Annotated in this window: 16 protein-coding genes; 9 read left to right on the top strand and 7 right to left on the bottom strand. The window is 66.8% G+C overall.

What is annotated here, in order from left to right; genetic code table 11:
• Positions 1-85 precede the first annotated feature (85 nt).
• The 5 genes from AC3FOF_RS24825 (at position 86) to AC3FOF_RS24805 (ending at position 4,093) form a co-directional block, all read left to right on the top strand.
• A complete protein-coding gene (locus AC3FOF_RS24825) occupies positions 86-1,231 on the top strand; it encodes a DUF1275 domain-containing transporter (RefSeq protein ID WP_276267646.1) in 1,146 nt (381 codons plus the stop codon).
• A 16-nt stretch (positions 1,232-1,247) separates the two neighbouring features.
• A complete protein-coding gene (locus AC3FOF_RS24820; protein WP_488728092.1) occupies positions 1,248-1,676 on the top strand; it encodes a YkgJ family cysteine cluster protein in 429 nt (142 codons plus the stop codon).
• Positions 1,677-1,803: 127 nt separating this feature from the next.
• Positions 1,804-2,007 carry a hypothetical protein gene (locus AC3FOF_RS24815; protein ID WP_017230661.1) on the top strand — a complete coding sequence of 68 codons (204 nt, stop codon included), beginning with the start codon at positions 1,804-1,806 and terminating at the stop codon, positions 2,005-2,007.
• 14 nt (positions 2,008-2,021) lie between these two features.
• On the top strand, positions 2,022-2,321 hold the full coding sequence (locus tag AC3FOF_RS24810; protein WP_017230660.1) for a hypothetical protein: 300 nt from the start codon (positions 2,022-2,024) through the stop codon (positions 2,319-2,321).
• Positions 2,322-2,680: 359 nt separating this feature from the next.
• Positions 2,681-4,093 (top strand): NCS2 family permease, encoded by a 1,413-nt coding sequence (locus AC3FOF_RS24805; RefSeq protein ID WP_017230659.1) that lies wholly within the window; start codon positions 2,681-2,683, stop codon positions 4,091-4,093.
• Positions 4,094-4,232: 139 nt separating this feature from the next.
• On the opposite strand, the gene metC is transcribed toward AC3FOF_RS24805, so the two are convergent.
• Genes metC through AC3FOF_RS24780 form a run of 5 tightly spaced genes read right to left on the bottom strand, consistent with a single transcriptional unit; the run spans position 4,233 to position 8,701 of the window.
• Positions 4,233-5,426, bottom strand: a complete 1,194-nt coding sequence (metC, locus tag AC3FOF_RS24800) for a cystathionine beta-lyase (protein WP_488728091.1) — start codon at positions 5,424-5,426, stop codon at positions 4,233-4,235.
• Positions 5,427-5,460: 34 nt separating this feature from the next.
• Positions 5,461-6,321 (bottom strand): amino acid ABC transporter ATP-binding protein, encoded by an 861-nt coding sequence (locus AC3FOF_RS24795; protein ID WP_276267650.1) that lies wholly within the window; start codon positions 6,319-6,321, stop codon positions 5,461-5,463.
• On the bottom strand, positions 6,308-7,120 hold the full coding sequence (locus AC3FOF_RS24790; RefSeq protein WP_488728090.1) for an amino acid ABC transporter permease: 813 nt from the start codon (positions 7,118-7,120) through the stop codon (positions 6,308-6,310). The genes AC3FOF_RS24795 and AC3FOF_RS24790 overlap by 14 nt, the downstream gene beginning before the upstream one ends.
• Positions 7,107-7,853, bottom strand: a complete 747-nt coding sequence (locus AC3FOF_RS24785; RefSeq protein ID WP_488728089.1) for an amino acid ABC transporter permease — start codon at positions 7,851-7,853, stop codon at positions 7,107-7,109. The genes AC3FOF_RS24790 and AC3FOF_RS24785 overlap by 14 nt, the downstream gene beginning before the upstream one ends.
• Positions 7,853-8,701 carry a transporter substrate-binding domain-containing protein gene (locus AC3FOF_RS24780; protein WP_017230653.1) on the bottom strand — a complete coding sequence of 283 codons (849 nt, stop codon included), beginning with the start codon at positions 8,699-8,701 and terminating at the stop codon, positions 7,853-7,855. Before AC3FOF_RS24780 ends, AC3FOF_RS24785 begins: the two co-directional genes overlap by 1 nt.
• 644 nt (positions 8,702-9,345) lie before the next feature.
• Between AC3FOF_RS24780 and AC3FOF_RS24775 the strand changes: the two genes are divergently transcribed.
• The 4 genes from AC3FOF_RS24775 to gspF all read left to right on the top strand — a co-directional run bounded on the left by AC3FOF_RS24775 (position 9,346) and on the right by gspF (position 14,882).
• A complete protein-coding gene (locus AC3FOF_RS24775; protein WP_017230652.1) occupies positions 9,346-9,600 on the top strand; it encodes a type II toxin-antitoxin system Phd/YefM family antitoxin in 255 nt (84 codons plus the stop codon).
• A 279-nt stretch (positions 9,601-9,879) separates the two neighbouring features.
• On the top strand, positions 9,880-12,159 hold the full coding sequence (gene gspD / locus AC3FOF_RS24770) for a type II secretion system secretin GspD (protein ID WP_488728088.1): 2,280 nt from the start codon (positions 9,880-9,882) through the stop codon (positions 12,157-12,159).
• The gene (gene gspE / locus AC3FOF_RS24765) at positions 12,159-13,661 is read left to right on the top strand and encodes a type II secretion system ATPase GspE (RefSeq protein WP_488728120.1); all 1,503 of its coding nucleotides are present in this window, start codon (positions 12,159-12,161) and stop codon (positions 13,659-13,661) included. The genes gspD and gspE overlap by 1 nt, the downstream gene beginning before the upstream one ends.
• 15 nt (positions 13,662-13,676) lie before the next feature.
• Positions 13,677-14,882, top strand: a complete 1,206-nt coding sequence (gene gspF, locus AC3FOF_RS24760) for a type II secretion system inner membrane protein GspF (RefSeq protein ID WP_488728087.1) — start codon at positions 13,677-13,679, stop codon at positions 14,880-14,882.
• 57 nt (positions 14,883-14,939) lie between these two features.
• Here gspF and AC3FOF_RS24755 read toward each other — a convergent pair whose 3' ends face one another.
• Together AC3FOF_RS24755 and AC3FOF_RS24750 are read right to left on the bottom strand one after the other, a co-directional pair.
• Positions 14,940-17,069: a putative bifunctional diguanylate cyclase/phosphodiesterase gene (locus AC3FOF_RS24755; RefSeq protein WP_488728086.1), complete on the bottom strand. Its 2,130-nt coding sequence runs from the start codon at positions 17,067-17,069 to the stop codon at positions 14,940-14,942.
• Positions 17,069-17,404 carry a hypothetical protein gene (locus AC3FOF_RS24750; RefSeq protein WP_276267779.1) on the bottom strand — a complete coding sequence of 112 codons (336 nt, stop codon included), beginning with the start codon at positions 17,402-17,404 and terminating at the stop codon, positions 17,069-17,071. Before AC3FOF_RS24750 ends, AC3FOF_RS24755 begins: the two co-directional genes overlap by 1 nt.
• Positions 17,405-17,820 lie beyond the last annotated feature (416 nt).

Below are 17,820 nucleotides of genomic sequence, written 5' to 3'. Positions count from 1 at the left end.
ATCCGCCGGCGGACGACGGCAGCGCACCGCCCGAACCTGCATCCACTGCCGGCACAACGCGCAGCCTTGCCCACGAACAGCAACCATGCCGACTTCGTACTTGCGTCAACTGACCGGGAGGGTGCGCAGCCCCCAGGCTAACCGGCAACTGGCCTGCTATCTTGCCTTTGTCGCCGGCGCGACCAATGCGGGGGGCTTTCTCGCCGTACAGCAGTACACCTCGCATATGTCGGGCATCGTTTCCGCCATGGCCGACAACCTGGCGCTAGGCAATATCGGGCTCATCCTCGACGGGCTCGGGGCCTTGCTTTCGTTCCTGGCGGGTGCCGCATGCTCCGCGATCCTGATCAACTGGGGACGGCGCGAACGCCTGCACAGCGAATACGCGCTGCCGTTGATGCTGGAATCGGCCTTGCTGGTGTGTTTCGGCTTGCTGGGAAGCAATCTCGAACACCACGAATGGCTGTTCGTGCCGGCGACCGTGATGGTGCTCTGCTTCATCATGGGACTGCAGAATGCCATGATCACCAAGATATCGAATGCCGAGATCCGCACGACCCACGTCACCGGCATGGTGACCGACATCGGCATCGAACTCGGCAAGCTCTTCTACTGGAACCTGGCCAGGGCGGGCAACGGCCATCCTCCGGTGCTGGCCAACCGGCAGAAGCTGCGGGTACTCGCCGTGCTGGTTTCCCTGTTCTTCGCCGGCGGCGTGATCGGCGCGCTGGGGTTCAAGCATATCGGGTTCAGCTCCACCCTGCCGCTGGCCACCCTGCTGCTCGCGCTCGCCGCGGTGCCCGTCATCGACGACGTACGGCACCGCTTGTTGCGCCGGGACCTGCTCCAGCGGCTGGCGGCGCGCGCACGCGCATGGGAGGGCGAGGTCAGGCGGGAGCTTCCCGCCCTGCGCCTGGCCGCGCGCGATCCCCGCACGCCGTGGTACGCGAAAGGCGTTGCCCGCCTGATCACTGCCTATGCCCTGTCGCCCATCGACCTGGTGCCGGACTGGATTCCGGTGATCGGCCATCTGGACGATGTGGTGCTGCTGCCTCTCGGCGTGCTGGTGGCCATCCGGCTGATCCCGCCCGCAGTGATGGAACAGCACCGGGCCGCGGCCGGCCCCACGGCCGAGGCGCCCGTCAACTGGATAGCGGGCGCCGCGGTTATCGTGCTATGGATGGCCGCGGCGGCAGGAGTAGCGGCATGGCTCGCCCGCCGGTTTTCCTGAGCGCCATGCGCCTGGCATGGTCATGGCAACCGGCGCGGTATTCGGCTTGGTATTCGGTGTGGTGCGGAAAGCAAAACGGGGAAAGCGTCAAATGCAAATGACCAGCCAGAAAATCAGGTTCTTCCGCTCCCGCATCCCCGCGTTCGAGTGCGTCCCCGGATGCCATGACTGCTGTGGACCGGTGACCACTTCCACCGAAGAGATGTCGAGGCTTCCCGTCAAGAGCGATGCCGAGCATGAAGCGGCGCTTGCGCAACTGAGTTGCCCGCACCTTGGCAGCAACGGCTGCCAGGTGTACGCCGAGCGCCCGCTGATCTGCCGGCTGTTCGGGACCACGCCACGGCTGGCCTGCCCGCATGGAAAGCGGCCCGAGGCGATGATCGATCCGGAGATGGAGCGGCGGATCTTCCGCTTCTTCGAGGAAACGCGCCACGTGCTGGTCTGAGGCGCGCCGGTGCGGGTCCGATCCGTCATCGCCAGCGATGGCCCGGCACGCGCCTGTGTGCTGTTACGCCACCACGCAGTTGTATATAATGATAATTCTATTATCATGAAGCGCCACGACAGACCGCATGGAATCCAAGACCGCCCGTCTCACCGTGTTGATCGACCCGGTGAAGAAGAAAGCCTTTGAAACGCTATGCGCGGCGCAGGACCAAACGCCCTCGCAAGTGGTGCGGCAATTGATCCGCGACTATCTGGAGCGGCACGGCGTCGACTACGCCACCCGGCCTGAAGTCGGCATTGCCACGTCGCCCCTGAAGCGCGACGCCTGACCGTGAATGCCGTCATGCCATCCACGCACAATGAGATTTCCTACCGCGTCATGCCGCGCGCCAAGGCGCTCGCCGACGGCGGCTATCTGCCGAAAGTACGGCTCTTCGTCTACCAGGGCAGCACGCCGCTGAACGAAGTCGACCTCTACGCGCGCAGCGGATCGAGCCCGCAGCATGCCGATGCCCTGCTGATCGCGCAAGCATTGGCCCTGCGGGTCCGCGCCGTGTTGAACGACGCGCGCGCAAGAGGCGGTGCCACGGATGCCATCCAGGCAGTCCTGCGCCGCATCGGACTCAGAACGCGTATCGGTTGACGAATCGCTTCGCCGCTTATTTTGCCGATCGGTTGACTGGATAGCCAACCCGGTGCCGCGGCAGGCACTCGCCTGCCTCCCCATACAAAAATCGCAATGCCCGCCATGCGCGGCCGGTTATGGGGAAACGCCCCGCCCTCCCTTAGTCTTGCGCCATGTCTGACCAGGGGCGCCAGCACGGAGTGGCGAAGACCTGGCTGACAGCGGCGTACCGGAACCATGCAGTGCTGCCCGCAGCGCAACCTTGCGTTGTGCCGCGGATGGCGTGCCGGCTCCGGTACCGACAACGATAAAGCGAGACAGCCTGGATGCGCGTGCCCAGCCACCGCCCCAGTGCATCACAAAGGAGACACTCCGCCATGCTTGAACAGCCGTTCCCCGGCCGTGCCGCCGCCCCCGGCACCGAGGCCATCGACGCCGCAGAGGCGATCGAAGCCACCAAGGTCACGGGCTTCCTGAACCGATACTTCCAGATCAGCGCGCGCGGCAGCACGCAGCGCCGCGAGGTGGTGGCCGGCGTCACCACCTTCATGGCCATGGTCTATTCCGTGTTCGTGGTGCCGGGCATGCTCGGCAAAGCGGGCTTCGACACCAGCGCCGTCTTTGTCGCGGTGTGCCTGACCGCGGCGTTCGGCTCCTTGCTGATGGGCATGTGGGCCAGGCTGCCGATCGCCATCGGCTGCGCGATCTCGCTGACCGCCTTTACCGCCTTCGGGCTGGTGCTGGGGCAAGGGCTCACGCCCGCTGTCGCGCTCGGCGCGATCTTCCTGATGGGCGTGGTCTTTACCGCCATTTCCGTCACCGGCGTGCGCTCCTGGATCCTGCGCAACCTGCCCGCCGGCGTGGCGCATGGCACCGGGATCGGCATTGGCCTGTTCCTGCTGCTGATCGCTTCCAGCGATGTGGGCCTGGTGGTCAAGAACCCCGGCGCCGGCCTGCCGGTCGCGCTGGGCAAGATCACCGCATTCCCCGTGGTGATGTCGGTGCTGGGGCTGGCGGCGATCTTCGGCCTGGAAAAGCGCCGCGTCCCGGGCGGCATCCTGCTGGTGATCGTGGCCATCTCCGCGCTGGGACTGGCCTTCGATCCCGCCGTCAGGTTCTCCGGAGTGTTCGCCCTGCCCTCGCTGAGCGCGCCGGGCCATGCCTCGCTGATCGGCGCGATGGATATCAAGGGCGCATTGTCGCTGGCGGTGCTGCCCAGCGTGCTGGCCCTGGTGATGACCGCCGTGTTCGATGCCACCGGCACCATCCGCGCGGTGGCGGGACAAGCCGGGCAACTCGACGAGAAAGGACAGATCCACAACGGCGGCCGCGCGCTGACCGCGGATTCGCTGAGCTCGATTTTCTCGGCCTTCTTCGGCGGCGCGCCAGCGGCGGCCTATATCGAGTCGAGCGTGGGCGTGGCGGCCGGCGCCAAGACCGGCCTGGCCGCGGTGGTGGTCGGCCTGATGTTCCTGGCGGTGATCTTCTTCTCGCCGCTGGCCGCGCTGGTGCCTTCCTACGCCACGGCGCCGGCCTTGATGTATGTCGGCCTGCTGATGCTCAGCAGCGTCAGCAAGCTGCATATGGACGATATGGTCGACGCCATGGCCGGGCTGGTCTGCGCGGTCTTTATCGTGCTCACCTGCAATATCGTCACCGGCATCATGCTGGGCTTCTGCACCCTGGTGATCGGCCGCATCGTGGCCGGCGAGTTCCGCAAGCTGAACGTCGGCACGGTCGGCATTGCGCTGGCGCTGGCCGTGTTCTATGGAGGCGGCTGGGCGATCTGAGCCCCGATAGCCTGGCGCGGCCCGCGCCAGGCCAAAGCGTACTGAAAGCCAGCGCAACGATGACACTGGCTTTTTTGGAAGCGGGCAAACACCCCGCACCGCTTCCTTTTTTCGGGCAGCCCGGCCAGCCCTGCCTGTCTCAGGCCGCGGCGCGCCTTTGCGGCAACGCCGCCAGTCCCTGCTCCAGGTCGGCAATCAGGTCATCCGCCGCTTCCAGCCCGATATGCAAGCGAATCACCGGTTCCGTGCCGCGCCAGTACGAGTGCTCGGCGAGGCGTTCCGGCGCGGCCACCTGCACCAGGCTTTCATAGCCGCCCCAGGAGGCGCCCAGCCCGAACAGGCGCAGCGAATCCACCAGCTTGCGCGCCCCGGCGGCGTCCGCCCCGGGCAGCGAGAACGACACCAGCCCGTTGGCGCCGGAGAAGTCGCGCAGCCACAACGCGTGCCCCGGGTCCGACGGCAAGGCCGGATAGAACACCCTGCCCACCGCCGCGTGCGCCTCGAGATAGTGCGCCACTGCCAGCGCATTGCGCTGATGCTGGGCCAGGCGCACCGCCAGCGTGCGGATGCCGCGCAGCGCCAGGTAGGCATCGTCCGCGCCGATGGCCAGCCCGAACCCGTCGTAGGCGTCGGCAAGGCGGCGCGCCAGCGCTGCATCCCTGACCACCAGCGCGCCCTGCATCAGGTCGGAGTGTCCGCTGATGTATTTGGTCGCGGCCAGGATCGACACATCCACGCCCAGCGCCAGCGGCTGCAGCACGTGGCCGGAAGCCCAGGTATTGTCGGCCGCCACCACCACGCCATGGCGGTGCGCGATCTGGGCAAGGCGCGGCAGGTCCAGCACCTCGTAGAGCAGCGAACTGGGCGACTCCAGGTAGAGCAGCTTCGTGTTGGGCCGGATCAGCGCCGCCACATCGTCCCGGCCCGGCGAGAAGTAGCTGACCTCGATGCCCAGGCGGCGCAACAGGGTCTGCTCCAGCCGGCGCACCGGCGCATAGACGCTGTCCACCACCAGCGCGTGATCGCCCGGCGACAGCAGCGCCACGAAGGTCAGCGAGATCGCCGCCAGGCCCGAGGGCACGAGGAAGGTGCGGTCGCCGCCTTCCAGCGCGGCAATCGCGTCCTCCAGCGCGCGGTGCGTCTCCATGCCCTGCCGCCCGTAGGCGCTGACGCGCTCGCCGCGCGCATGGCGCTCGCGGATATCGTCATAGGCGGCGGCGCTCTCGAAGCGCACGGTGCTGGCGCGCACCACCGGCACATTGACCGGGCCGTGGCCCTGGCTGAAGGGCGGCGTGCCGGCGTGGATCAGTCGGGTATCGCGATGATGGCTCATGGTTGTTCGTTGTGGGTTGGCTGGCGGCACGCCGTCAGATGGCAAAGCGCAGCTTGTCGAAACTGGCGACGAACGGATCGGCGGGCGGCCGGGCCGGTGCCCCCAGCGCGCGGTTGAGGAAGGCGCGCGTGCGCTCGCTGCGCGGCTGGCTGAAGATGCGGCGGGCCGGGCCATGCTCGACGATCAGGCCGCCCTCGGTGAAATACACCTCGTCGCTGATCTCCTCGGCAAAACGCATCTCGTGCGTCACCAGCAGGCAGGTCAGCCCTTCGTCCACCAGGTCGCCGATCACGGTCAGCACCTCGCCCACCGTTTCGGGGTCGAGCGCCGAGGTCACCTCGTCGAACAGGATCAGCTCGGGCTCCATCGCCAGGGCGCGGGCAATCGCCACGCGCTGCTGCTGGCCGCCCGACAGCTCGCCCGGGTAAGCCCCGGCCTTGTCGGCCAGGCGCACCTTGCGCAGCAGCCCGATGGCCGTCGCCTCTGCCTGCGCGCGGCTGCGGCCCAGCACGCGCACCGGCGCGATGGTGAGGTTCTGCAGCACGGTCAGGTGCGGGAACAGGTTGTACTGCTGGAAGACAAAGCCCACGCGCTTGCGCAGCGCGATGCGCTCGGCCTCGGTACGCAGGCCGCGCACGGAAACGCCGCCCACCGTGACCTTGCCTTGCTGCGGCTCCAGCAGGCCGGTCAGGCAGCGCAGGATGGTGGACTTGCCGGAGCCCGACGGGCCGATGATGGACACCGCCTGGCCGCGCCGCACTTCTAGGTCGATGCCCCTGAGCACCGCGTTGCCGCCGAAGGCCAGGTGCACGTCCTGCAGCGCAACCAGCGGTGCGGCGGCAGCCGTGGGGACGGCGGACAGCACGGGTCCGCCAGCGTGTTCAGGCAACAGCATGTTTTTGTTCCAGGAAACGGGTGAAGCGGGAAATCGGGTAGCACCAGGCAAAGAACAGCGCCAGCACGGTGAAGTAGATCAGCACGGTAAAGGCGGTCTGGTTGACGGTATTGCTGGCGATCTGCGCGGTATCGAGCAGGTCGTGCACGCCCACCAGCGAGGCCAGCGCGGTGCCCATGGTGAGCGTGGCGTACAGGTTCATCCACGGCGGCAGCATGCGGCGCACGCACTGCGGCACGATGATCAGCCGCAGGATCTGCCAGCGCGAGAACGCCATCGAGCTGGCCGCCTCCCACTGCGTGAGCGGGATGGACTGCACCGCGCCGCGCAGCACCTCGGCCACGTTGGCGCTGGCCGGCAGCGCCAGCCCCACCACCACCTTGAACCAGTCGGGAAACGGCACGATGTGGCTGCCGATATTCAGCTCGAACGGAAAAACATAGGTGGAAAAATAGATCAGCACCAGCCACGGGGCGTTGCGGAACACCTGCACATAGCAATGCGCGGGGCGCGACAGCAGCGTCACCGGCGACATCCGCAAGGCGCCGACCAGCAGCCCGCCGGCCGTGCCCAGCGCGATCGCCAGCAGGCTCACGCCGATATTGACCAGGAAGCCGCGCACCAGCGCGGGCGACCACTGCCAGGCACTGGCCAGCGCCCGCGCCAGGTCCGGATGCCGGGTAGCCGCAAGACCCACCGCCAGCAGCGGCAGGCACCACAGCAGCGCGGCGAAGCGGCCCGCGCGCGGCCATGAAGCCGATGCGGGCGAACCCGCAAAGTTGGAATCAGCGGTTGCCATAGCCGGGCATCCTCAGTCGGTGTTCCAGCCAGTGCCCGGCATGGCTGACCACCCAGGTCAGCAAACCAAAGAACAGCAGCAGCAGCACCATCAGTTCCAGCACGTTGTCGCGCTGGGTCCAGATCATGATGGAGGCATAGGTGATATCGCCCACCGCAATGGCCGAGGCCACCGCGGTGGCCTTGACCAGCTCCACCGAATTGTTGACCAGCGCCGGCAGCGCGAAGCGCGCCGCCAGCGGCAGTTGCACGCGCCACAGCAGGGTCCGGCGATCGAAGCCCAGCGAGGCCGCCGCTTCCAGCGTGACCTTGGGCACCGCTTCGATGCCGGCGCGCAGGGCTTCGGCATGGAATACCCCCTTGTGCAGCGACAGCACCACCACCACCCACAGGAATGGCGTGAGCGGATTGCTGCGCTGCGCGTCCTGCAAGGCGTGCGTGATCAGCATATTCAGCACGAGGAAGGCGCAGTAGAGCTGCACCAGCGTGGGCGTATTGCGCGTGACTTCGACAAAGGCCCGGGTGGCGCCCGCCAGCAGCGGACGGCGGGAGGTCAGCAATGCCGCCATGGCCACGCCCGCCACCAGGCTGCCTGCCAGCGTGCAAACCACCAGTTGCACCGTGACCCAGGCGCCATGCGCGAACGCGCCGCGGTCATAGGCATCGGCCAGGAAGGCATAGTTCAGGCCGAGATGGCGCGCTCCGTCCACCAGCGAGGCAATCGCGGCATCCATCAGGAACGGCCGCCCTTGAACCTGTCGTGCAGCTCGATGAGCGCCGGCGAAGGCGGCAGGATGCCGGCCTTCTTCTCGGTGGCGATCAGCCAGCCGGTGCGGTGCCAGTTCTGCACGATGCGATCGACCGCCTGGATGGTGTCCTGCTCGCCCCTGCGGGTCCAGACCACGGTAGGCGCGGGATTCAGCTCCGGCAGCACGATGCGGTAGTTCTGCCACTCCGGATTGCCGCGCACCAGCGGCTGCAGCAGCGTGTTGTCGTGCACGGCGCCGGCGCAGTTGTCGCCGCGCAGCGCCAGCAGCGATTCCGCCGACCCCTTGAAGCCCTTCGGAATGGCGCCGTATTCCACCTGCACCGGGCGCGTATAGCTGCTGCCCTGCGAGATGCACACGGTCTTGCCCTTGAGGTCTTCCCAGCGGCGGATATCGCTCTGCTTTGGCACGATGACGGCGCCCCCCACGCGGTAATAGGGCGTCGGCACGTGGCCCAGCTGCTCGCCGCGCTCGGCGTTGTATTCCATTGCCGCGATCAGCACGTCGACCTTGCCCTGCTGCAGGAATTGCACGCGGTTGGACGGCTGCACCTGCACGGTTTCCAGCTCCACGTGGAGCTGCCTTGCCAGGTCCTGCGCCAGCTCGGCATTGAAGCCGACGGGCTTCTGCGTGGCAGGATCGATGGAGCCGAAGGCACTGCCGGACAACATGATGCCGACCACGATCCTGCCGCGCTGGCGGATCTTGTCGAGCGTGGCGTCGGCATGCGCCGCGCCGGCAATGAAGGTACCGGCCAGCAAGGTTGCGGCAAGGACGATAGGACGCTGGGAGCGCAGCGAAAGAGTGCGGGTCATGGTGTGTTCGGGTTGTTCGAATTCTTGTGGGCGAAGTCGTGGTTTGCGCACGCGGCGCACCGTCGGTGCCAGCCGGCTGGGGTGGCGCCGGCTGGCACCGACGGTCAGCAAAACTGTACGCAAGCGGCGGCGCACACGGAACGAATAAAAGAGGGGATCGTTATGCGTTATGCGTTATGCGCTGCGCGCGGGTGCGGTGGCATTGCCCGGGCCGGGGCGCATATCCATGCGCGAAGGGATTCGCTGAGCGTGCTCGCTGCATGTGCCGGCACCTGGCGAATAGCCGCGCAACAAAAAAACTGCGGGTTTCATGTCTCATGAAACGTCTTAACTAATGAGGCAGGCGCTCTTTCAAGGGAATGCGCAATGGCACAAGAAGAATTCCGTGACCCCAGGCGGAAGCATCATCGCGCCGGCACCGGGCATTGCGCGACGACGGCGGCGTCCGGCCCTGAAGCGCCGGGCAGCCAGCCGATAAGCCCGGCCGTGTAGCGGATCTGATACCGCTACTGCCGGCTGACGCAACACATCACGCAACACCACATTTCGCCAGCCGCCCGCAAGGCCCTTGCCGCGATCATCGCGGACGATGGATTTCCTTTGGCCAGGGCGGTCGTCTCGTCTTTACATCAAAAGGTCAGGGCATGACGGAAAGCCAGTGGTTCATCAACGTAACGAAATTCAGTGCCAACCCTTCCCGCGCGCTGGAGGCCGCGCAGGAGCAACCGGTACTGATCACGAAACACCAGCGCCCGCACGCCTACCTGGTGTCCGCGGAGTGCTGGATAGAAATGTGCACGCTGCTCGCCCACAACCGTGCGGAGCAGGCCGAGAACCGATACGCCGTCGATCCCGTCGGGCGGGTCGGCATCAACAGCGCTTCATGCCACAACGGCTGAGCGCAGGCGAAGCAGTGGCATCCCCACAAGGGCGCCGCGGCGGCCTGGCGCGCCGCCGCAACCGTGCCGCGAGCGCGCATCTCCTCGCTGTGCAACATGACACCATGATGGCAAGAACTGGCCTTTCGCCGCCATGGTTCTGTTGCACTGGCAGGATAGTTTATGCCTTCAGCGATGTTCCGCCGCCAACCCGCGGCAGCGCCAGCCCGGCGGCATTCGCGGCAACTCACGGTCACCGTGCCAGAGCGGCTCCAGGCGCGGCCATCCCGCATACGGAACATGAACCTCAAACGCAATCTCGCGCACGCCTGCGCACTGCTTGCCCTGACCTTGAGCCTGCCGCAAGGGGCGCTGTCGGAGCAGGGCCCGGTGCAGGCGCAGCGGCGCGTCACGCTGGATTTCGAAAACGCCGAGATTGCCCAGGTAGTGCAGGCCGTCGCCGCCGCACATGGCAAGACCGTGCTGGTCGACCCGCGTGTCAAGGGCTCGCTCAGCCTGTCCTCGGACAAGCCGCTGACCACGGCCCAGGCCATGCGCACGCTGCAGTCGGCCTTGCGCCTGCAGGGCTACGCCATGGTGGAGGACGGCAACATGCTGAAGGTGGTGCCCGAGGCCGACGCCAAGCTCCAGGCGATGGAAACGGTCGTCGGCAACGCGAGCGGCGCCGGCGCGCGCGGCAACCAGGTCATCACGCAGGTGTTCCGTCTCAAGCGGGAGTCCGCAGCCACGCTGGTACCCGTGCTGCGCCCGCTGATCACGGCCAACAGCGTGATCAATGCCTACCCCAACAACAACACCATCGTTGTGACCGACTACGCGGACAATGTACGCCGCATCGCCGATATCATCGCCGCGGTGGACAAGGGCGTGGCGGGCGGCGATGTGGAGGTGGTGCCGCTGCGCCATGTGATCGCCAGCGATGTCGCCGTGCTGCTGCAGCGCATGCTCGATCCGGGCGCCGCCGGAGGCAATAGCGCCGCCGGCGGCGCGGGCGGTGGCGGCGAGGCCGGCCTGCGCGTATCGGTGGTGGCAGAGCCGCGCAGCAACACGCTGCTGATCCGGGCACCAAGCGCGGAGCGGCTGCACCAGGCCAAGGCGCTGGCGGCCAAGCTGGACCGTCCCTCCAGCCGTCCGGGCAATATGTATATGGTGCCGCTCAAGAATGCCAGCGCCACCACCCTGGCGCAAACGCTGCGGGCACTGGTGGCGGCGGACGCCACGCTATCGATGTCGGCCGCCACCGGCACCGGCCAGGCGGCAGCCAGCAGCGGCTCCTACCCCTCGATGCCCCCCCTTCCCGCGGGCGGCAGCGCGGGCGGGAGCCTGGGCGGCGGGCCTGGCGCCGCCACCAGCGGCGGCCTCGGCAGCGCCAGCATGGGCGCCAGCCAGGGCAGCGCGGCCGCCGCGCCCACCACCGGCGGCACCATCCAGGCCGACCCTGCCACCAACTCGCTGCTGATCACGGCCTCGGAGCCGGTCTACCGCAACCTGCGCGCCTTGATCGATGAACTCGACACCAGGCGGGCCCAGGTCTACGTCGAATCCATGATCGTCGAGATCACCTCGGACAACGCCGCCGAGCTGGGCATCCAGTGGCAGGTGCAGAACGGGCGCCTGTTCGGCGGCACCAATCTCGGCAGCGGCGGGCAGAACATCGTCACCGTGGGCGCGGGCGCGGTCAACGGCGGCGGCATCCTGCCGTCGCTGGCGGCAAACGTGGCCAGCGCGGGCGGGCTCAATGTCGGCATCATCAGCAACAAGCTCGGCCTCAATGCGCTGCTGCGCGCGCTCAGCACGCAGAAAGGCGTCAATATCCTCTCGACACCGAACCTGATGACGCTGGATAACGAAGAGGCTCGCATCATGGTCGGCCAGAACCTGCCCTTCGTCACCGGCTCCTACGCCCAGACCGGCAGCGCGGCCAGCGTGACGCCATTCCAGACCATCGAGCGCCAGGACGTGGGCCTGACCTTGCGGGTGCGCCCGCAGATCACCGATGGGGATGGCGTCAAGCTGCAGATCTACCAGGAAACGTCGGATGTGATCTCCGCTGGCGGCAACAACGGGCCCACCACCAACAAGCGTGCGCTGGAAACCTCGGTCATGGTCGATACCGGCGACATCATCGTGCTCGGCGGCCTGATGCAGGACTCCTACAACGAAGGCGTGGACAAGGTGCCCGGCCTGGGCGATCTGCCGTTGCTGGGCGCGTTGTTCCGCTACGAGAACAAACAGCGCCGCAAGACCAACCTGATGGTGTTCCTGCGGCCCACCATCGTGCGCACGCCCGAATCCGCGCGCGATGTCGTGATGACGCGCTACGACTATATGCGCAACGAGGGGGCGCGCTACCCGAGCGACAATTGGTTCGTGCGCGATGACGACACGCCCCAATTGCCGGCGGCGTCCGGGCAGCCGGACGGCACGCCGCTGCCGCTAGGCAATCGCCGCGAGGCGCCTCCCGCCCGTCCGCCCGCCACCGGCAGCAGCCTGTCGATGCCGCCGGGGTGGCACGGCACCGGCGGCCAGGCCGCAAGCCCCGGCGAGCGAGGCGGATGATGGCCACGCCCGCGGCACGCCAGGACCATGGCGCCCCTGGCACGCTCCCCGCGCCGGCCGCCGGGCCTGCTGCGCGGCGCGCCACTGGTGCGCGCCTGGTGCCCTATGCCTGGGCTCGCGCGGCCAGGCTGCTCGTGGTGCCGCGCCCCGGTTCGGTGCCCGAAGCCTGGCTGTGCGCCGACACCCCTGCCCGGGCTATCGCCGAGGCCGTCCGGACATTCGGCATCGACCGCCTTGTCATGCTGAGCCCGCAAGCCCTGCAGCAGGCCTTGTCGGAGGCCTATGCCGCCAACGAAGGCTCCGCCGCCCAGGTGGTGGGCGAAGTGGAAGGCGAAGTCGACCTGTCGCGATTGATGCAGGAACTGCCGGCCGTCGAAGACCTGCTGGAAGCCGAGGACGATGCCCCGGTCATCCGGATGATCAACGCCCTGCTCACGCAGGCCGCGCGCGAAGGCGCGTCGGACATCCACATCGAGGCCTTCGAGCAGAGTTCGGTGGTACGGCAGCGCGTGGACGGCACCATGCGCGACATCGTGCGGCCCAACAAAGCGCTGCACGGCGCGCTGATCTCCCGCATCAAGATCATGGCGCAACTGGACATCGCCGAGAAACGCCTGCCACAGGACGGGCGCATCACGCTACGGGTTGCCGGCCGGGCCGTGGACGTGCGGGTATCCACCCTGCCCACGGGGCACGGAGAACGGGCCGTGCTGCGCCTGCTCGACAAGGATGCCGGCCGGCTGGACCTGGCCAGGCTCGGCATGAGCGCGGACACCCTGCGGCACTTCGACCGCCAGATCCAGCAGCCGCACGGCATCGTGCTGGTCACCGGGCCCACCGGCTCGGGCAAGACCACCACGCTGTATGCCGCGCTGTCGCGGCTGGATGCCGCCGCCACCAACATCATGACGGTCGAGGACCCGATCGAGTACGACCTCGACGGCATCGGCCAGACGCAGGTCAACGCACGCATCGACATGACCTTCGGCAAGGCGCTGCGCGCCATCCTGCGCCAGGACCCCGACGTCATCATGATCGGCGAGATCCGCGACCTGGAAACCGCGCAGATCGCCGTCCAGGCCTCGCTCACCGGCCACCTCGTGCTTGCCACCCTGCACACCAACGACGCCGCCTCGGCGGTCACCCGGCTGACGGATATGGGCGTGGAGCCCTACCTGCTGGCCTCCAGCCTGCTCGGGGTGCTGGCGCAACGGCTGGTGCGGCGCCTGTGCCCGGCGTGCAAATGGGAACAGGACGGCCTCTGGCACCCGCGCGGCTGTGCCCGCTGCGGCCCCACCGGATATCAGGGCCGCTCCGGCATCTACGAACTGCTGGTGGTCGACGACCAGGTGCGCCGGCATATCCACCAGCGCAGCGCGGATGCCGACATCCGCGCTGCGGCCGTTGCCGCCGGCATGCTCACCATGCGCCAGGACGGCCAGCGCTGGATCGATGCCGGCCTGACTTCGCTGGAAGAAGTGCTGCGCGTCAGCAAGGATTGAGAGGAGTATTCCGCCATGCCAGCTTTTCGCTACGAAGCCGTGGATTTCGGCGGCAAGACCCATCGCGGCATGGTCGAGGCCGAGGGCAACCGCGCCGCGCGCGGGCTGCTCCGCGCGCGCGGCCTGACCCCGCTCAAGGTCATGGTGGTGAGCGCCGCGCCGGCCGGGCGGGGCGCCTTCGGCAGCCGCCTGGGCACGCAGGAGCAGGCCATCTTTACCCGCCAGGTGGCAAGCCTGCTGACCGCGGGCCTGCCGCTCAACGACGCGCTGGGCGCGCTGGCGGACCAGGCGGAGCGCACCTATGTGCGCGAACTCATCGGCGCGATCCGCGCCGAGGTAGTCTCCGGCCAGTCGTTCTCCGGGGCGCTCTCCCGGCACCCGCGCGATTTCCCCGACATTTACCGAGCCCTGGTTTCCGCCGGCGAGCATAGCGGCAAGCTTCACGTGGTGCTGACCAAGCTGGCGGACTATATCGAGAACCGCAATGCCCTGACCCAGAAGATCAAGCTCGCCTTCACCTACCCTGCCGTGGTGACCGTGGTCGCGTTCGGCATCGTCGTCTTCCTGCTGACCTACGTGGTACCGCAGGTGGTGGGCGTGTTCACCACCACCAGGCAGAAACTGCCGACGATCACGACCGTCATGCTCGCCTGCAGCGACTTCGCGCGGGACTGGGGCTGGCTGGCGGCGCTCGGCTGCATCGGCGCCTGGTGGCTGGTCCGCCGCATCCTCGCCTGGCCCGGCCCGCGCCACCGCTGGCATGCCTGGCTGCTCACCGCACCGCTGCTGGGCAAGCTGGTCCGCGGCTACAACACGGCACGCTTCGCCAGCACCCTGGCGATTCTCACCAGTGCGGGCGTGCCTATCCTGCGCGCCCTGCAGGCGGCCGGCGAAACGCTCAACAACGTGGCCCTGCGCGAAAACGTGGAAGACGCCATCTCGCGCGTGCGCGAGGGCACTTCGCTGGCCCGCGCGCTGGCCTCCGCCAACCAGTTTCCCCCCGTGCTGATCCACCTCATCCGCTCCGGCGAAGCCACCGGCAAGCTGCCCGAGATGCTCGAGCGCGCCGCCGAGGGCGAGGCCAGCCAGCTGGAGCGGCGCACGCTGTTCATCACCGGCCTGCTCGAACCCGCCCTGATCCTCGGCATGGGCCTGATGGTGCTGATGATCGTGCTTGCGGTGCTGATGCCGATCCTGGAAATCAACCAGATGGTGCGCTGACGCGGGCGTCATATCGCTGCGGTCCGCGCAGAGCGTTCCCCTCACCCGCGCAACGCGCTACGTCTGCGCCTGCTCCGGAACAGACACGGGGCCACGCCCGGCCTGCGCGGACGACAGGAACGCCACAAGCTCATCCAGCGGCATCGGGCGGGCAAACAGGTAACCCTGCCCGATGTCGCAGCCAAGCTCCCTCAGCAATTCCAGCTGGCTGGCGTCTTCCACCCCCTCCGCGACGACCTGGAGGCCAAGCGTATGGCCCATCTTGATCATCGCGATCACGATTTGCCGATCGCTGGGGGACGTCGACATGTCCGTGATGAAGGACTGGTCGATCTTGATCTCGTGCACCGGCAAATGCTTGAGGGCCGACAGGTTGCAGTAGCCCGTACCAAAATCGTCGATCGATATGGCGATGCCGGCGGCATCGAGCTCGCGGACAAAGGCAAGCATGCCGTCCTGCGACGAGAAGATGGAGTTCTCCGTGACCTCGATCTTGAAGCGGGCGCAGTCCAGCCCATGCGACCGGATCACATCCGCCACGGATTGCTCTCCGTGCGAGCGCAACTGCACCGGGGAGAAATTGATGGCAATACGGAAATCGCGGTCTTGCATCAGCGCACGCAGCTGCCTCGCCTGCCGGCACGCTTCCTCCAGCACCCACTCGCCGATGGCGCCGATCAGGCTGGTCTCTTCGGCAATGGGAATAAATAGCGCCGGGGAAATCATCCTGCTGCCATCGCGCGCCCATCTCAGCAACACCTCGGCACCCACCACGCGCCCGTCGGCGAGGGCGATCTGCGGCTGCCAGACCAGCGAGAATTCGTTCTGCTCCAGGGCGCGATGGAGCGCGTTGGTCATATCCAGCCGTTCCGAAAGCCGGTCGTGGAATGCCGTCGAGTAGAAACGGCACACCCCGTTGCCCTCGTCCTTCGCCTTGTACATGGCCGCATCGGCATTCATGACAATGGCTTCCGCCGTGGTACCGTCCACGGGGTAGCGGCTGACACCGATACTTGCGGACGCGTAGATCTGCATGCCGTCCAGCACGACCGGTGCAGCCAGCGCCCTGAAGATGCGCTTCGCCAGGCCCGTGACATGCGCCGGTTCCACGGTCCCGTGGAGAATGAACGTGAATTCGTCTCCACCCAGGCGCGCCACGGTGTCGACGTCGCGCACCAGCGATTTGAACCGCTCCGCCACGTGTTTCAGGAGCCGGTCGCCGACAGTGTGGCCCAGTGCATCGTTGACGTCCTTGAAATGGTTGAGATCAAGAAACAGCAATGAGAAGCCAACCCCGTTGCGGCGCGCATGCTCGATCGCGTGGTCGAGCCTGTTCTGAAACAGCTGCCGATTCGGCAATCCGGTCAGGGAATCGTAATAGGCAAGGCTCAGGTACTGGGCACGAAGGCTTTCGCGCCGGTCGATATCGGAGAACATGACGACATAGTTCCGGCTTCCCGCGATATCGCAGACGACGCTCTTGATCGTGGCCCAGCCGGGGCAGATCGAGCCGTCGGCGCGGCGCAGCCATACCTCGCCTTCCCATTGGCCATCCCTGCCGACGGCCGACAGCATGTCCCGGAACAAAGCGGAATTGTGCCGGCGCGACTGGAGAAATCCGGGCCGGCGGCCCAGCATGCTGTCCTCGGGATACCCGGTCATCTCCAGGAAAGCCCGATTGACCAGCAGGATCTTCAACGCCTGGTCTGTCACCATCACGCCGTCGCTGGCGGACTCGACGATGTCGGCGGCGATGCGGCGATTGACCAGTTCGCCTTGCAACTGATCGATCAGCGATTCCCGCTCCAGATGATGCGCTTCCTCGCGTTGCGACAACGCAAGCAGGACACTCTGCATCGAGATGACACCGACGTAGGCGCCATGGGCGTCGACAATGGCAAGGTAGTCCAGCTTCTCTTCGCGCATCCGGTGCAGCGCGCGAACCGGCTCATCGTCCGGGTGCAGGGGTGCCGGCATGCGCCGCACCAGCAGGTCCGCGAATATTCTCCCCGGGAACAGCATGGCCTGCCGATCCGTCACCAGCCCCTGGAATGTGCCCGTCTCCGCGAATACCGGGAACACGCGGACGCTTCCCGGCAGGCTCTCGCGAATATCGCGATACCGCTGATAGGCATCCACCGGCCAGCCGCATGGGTCGATGCAATCCTTAGCCTGCAGTCCGGTCATTACGTTAGCTTATGGTCAAGGATGATTTCGATTTCAAGGCTGAAGTGGATGATTTCTTCCACGCCCATCGTAGGCTTGATCTCCTCAAGCACGAAAGCCTTCAATTGATGAATGGGCACCTTGCGCAGAATGGCGCGACGCACCAGCAGATCGGCGATCACGTCGTCGTCCAGTTCGACATGCTCGAACGGTGTCGTGGACAGGAGATCGAGTGCCCGGCCAACCGCCACATGCCCGATTGGAGACCGGCGCCCCAGCACAAGCCCATCGCTGATCGGCGGTAACACGAACTCTTTGATGTGGGCGCGAAACAGAATATGGCGACGCTTCTCCATTCGGAGATTTTCCTTTTCTGATTTTGACTTCCACCCGGGTGGGGCACATGGCGGAGATCAAATATGCTCCCCATTGCCTAACCTTGGCCGCATGACGGCAAAGTTATCCGCAGGGTTCCTGCCGACGCAGGCTTTCCGGCAAACGGCTCCTGCTTGTCCGGACGAGTTCTAGCACAAATCATCCCGATTCACTACCCCACATCGGGATGCCACCCTCTCTGAAAGCGGGTAGCCACCGCAGGAACGGATGGCCGCGCTCCATGACCGCGCATCGCGCATAAACCGCCCGGGAGCGTTGCGCAACCGGGTGAGAAAACCGGGCGAAAACGTGGACAACCCCTGTCGGCCAGCATCTCGCGCGGCAGCAGGAATATCGGGAGAAAATCCTGAACGCGCCGGCACGCACGGGAATCATT

Source organism: Cupriavidus sp. 96C5-1 (genome assembly GCF_057798855.1).
Note: the sequence above shows the minus strand (reverse complement) of the source record. Positions and strands in the feature narration are given on the sequence as shown.

Coding starts and splice junctions, on each gene's coding strand:
- AC3FOF_RS24755 (WP_488728086.1), bottom strand. CDS start 17,069: ATGACCGGACTGCAGGCTAAGGATTGCATCGACCCATGCGGCTGGCCG.
- gspE (WP_488728120.1), top strand. CDS start 12,159: ATGGCCACGCCCGCGGCACGCCAGGACCATGGCGCCCCTGGCACGCTC.
- AC3FOF_RS24785 (WP_488728089.1), bottom strand. CDS start 7,853: ATGGATGCCGCGATTGCCTCGCTGGTGGACGGAGCGCGCCATCTCGGC.
- AC3FOF_RS24810 (WP_017230660.1), top strand. CDS start 2,022: ATGCCATCCACGCACAATGAGATTTCCTACCGCGTCATGCCGCGCGCC.
- AC3FOF_RS24790 (WP_488728090.1), bottom strand. CDS start 7,120: ATGGCAACCGCTGATTCCAACTTTGCGGGTTCGCCCGCATCGGCTTCA.
- metC (WP_488728091.1), bottom strand. CDS start 5,426: ATGAGCCATCATCGCGATACCCGACTGATCCACGCCGGCACGCCGCCC.
- AC3FOF_RS24815 (WP_017230661.1), top strand. CDS start 1,804: ATGGAATCCAAGACCGCCCGTCTCACCGTGTTGATCGACCCGGTGAAG.
- AC3FOF_RS24775 (WP_017230652.1), top strand. CDS start 9,346: ATGACGGAAAGCCAGTGGTTCATCAACGTAACGAAATTCAGTGCCAAC.
- AC3FOF_RS24750 (WP_276267779.1), bottom strand. CDS start 17,404: ATGGAGAAGCGTCGCCATATTCTGTTTCGCGCCCACATCAAAGAGTTC.
- AC3FOF_RS24825 (WP_276267646.1), top strand. CDS start 86: ATGCCGACTTCGTACTTGCGTCAACTGACCGGGAGGGTGCGCAGCCCC.
- gspF (WP_488728087.1), top strand. CDS start 13,677: ATGCCAGCTTTTCGCTACGAAGCCGTGGATTTCGGCGGCAAGACCCAT.
- AC3FOF_RS24820 (WP_488728092.1), top strand. CDS start 1,248: ATGGTCATGGCAACCGGCGCGGTATTCGGCTTGGTATTCGGTGTGGTG.
- AC3FOF_RS24795 (WP_276267650.1), bottom strand. CDS start 6,321: ATGCTGTTGCCTGAACACGCTGGCGGACCCGTGCTGTCCGCCGTCCCC.
- AC3FOF_RS24805 (WP_017230659.1), top strand. CDS start 2,681: ATGCTTGAACAGCCGTTCCCCGGCCGTGCCGCCGCCCCCGGCACCGAG.
- AC3FOF_RS24780 (WP_017230653.1), bottom strand. CDS start 8,701: ATGACCCGCACTCTTTCGCTGCGCTCCCAGCGTCCTATCGTCCTTGCC.
- gspD (WP_488728088.1), top strand. CDS start 9,880: ATGAACCTCAAACGCAATCTCGCGCACGCCTGCGCACTGCTTGCCCTG.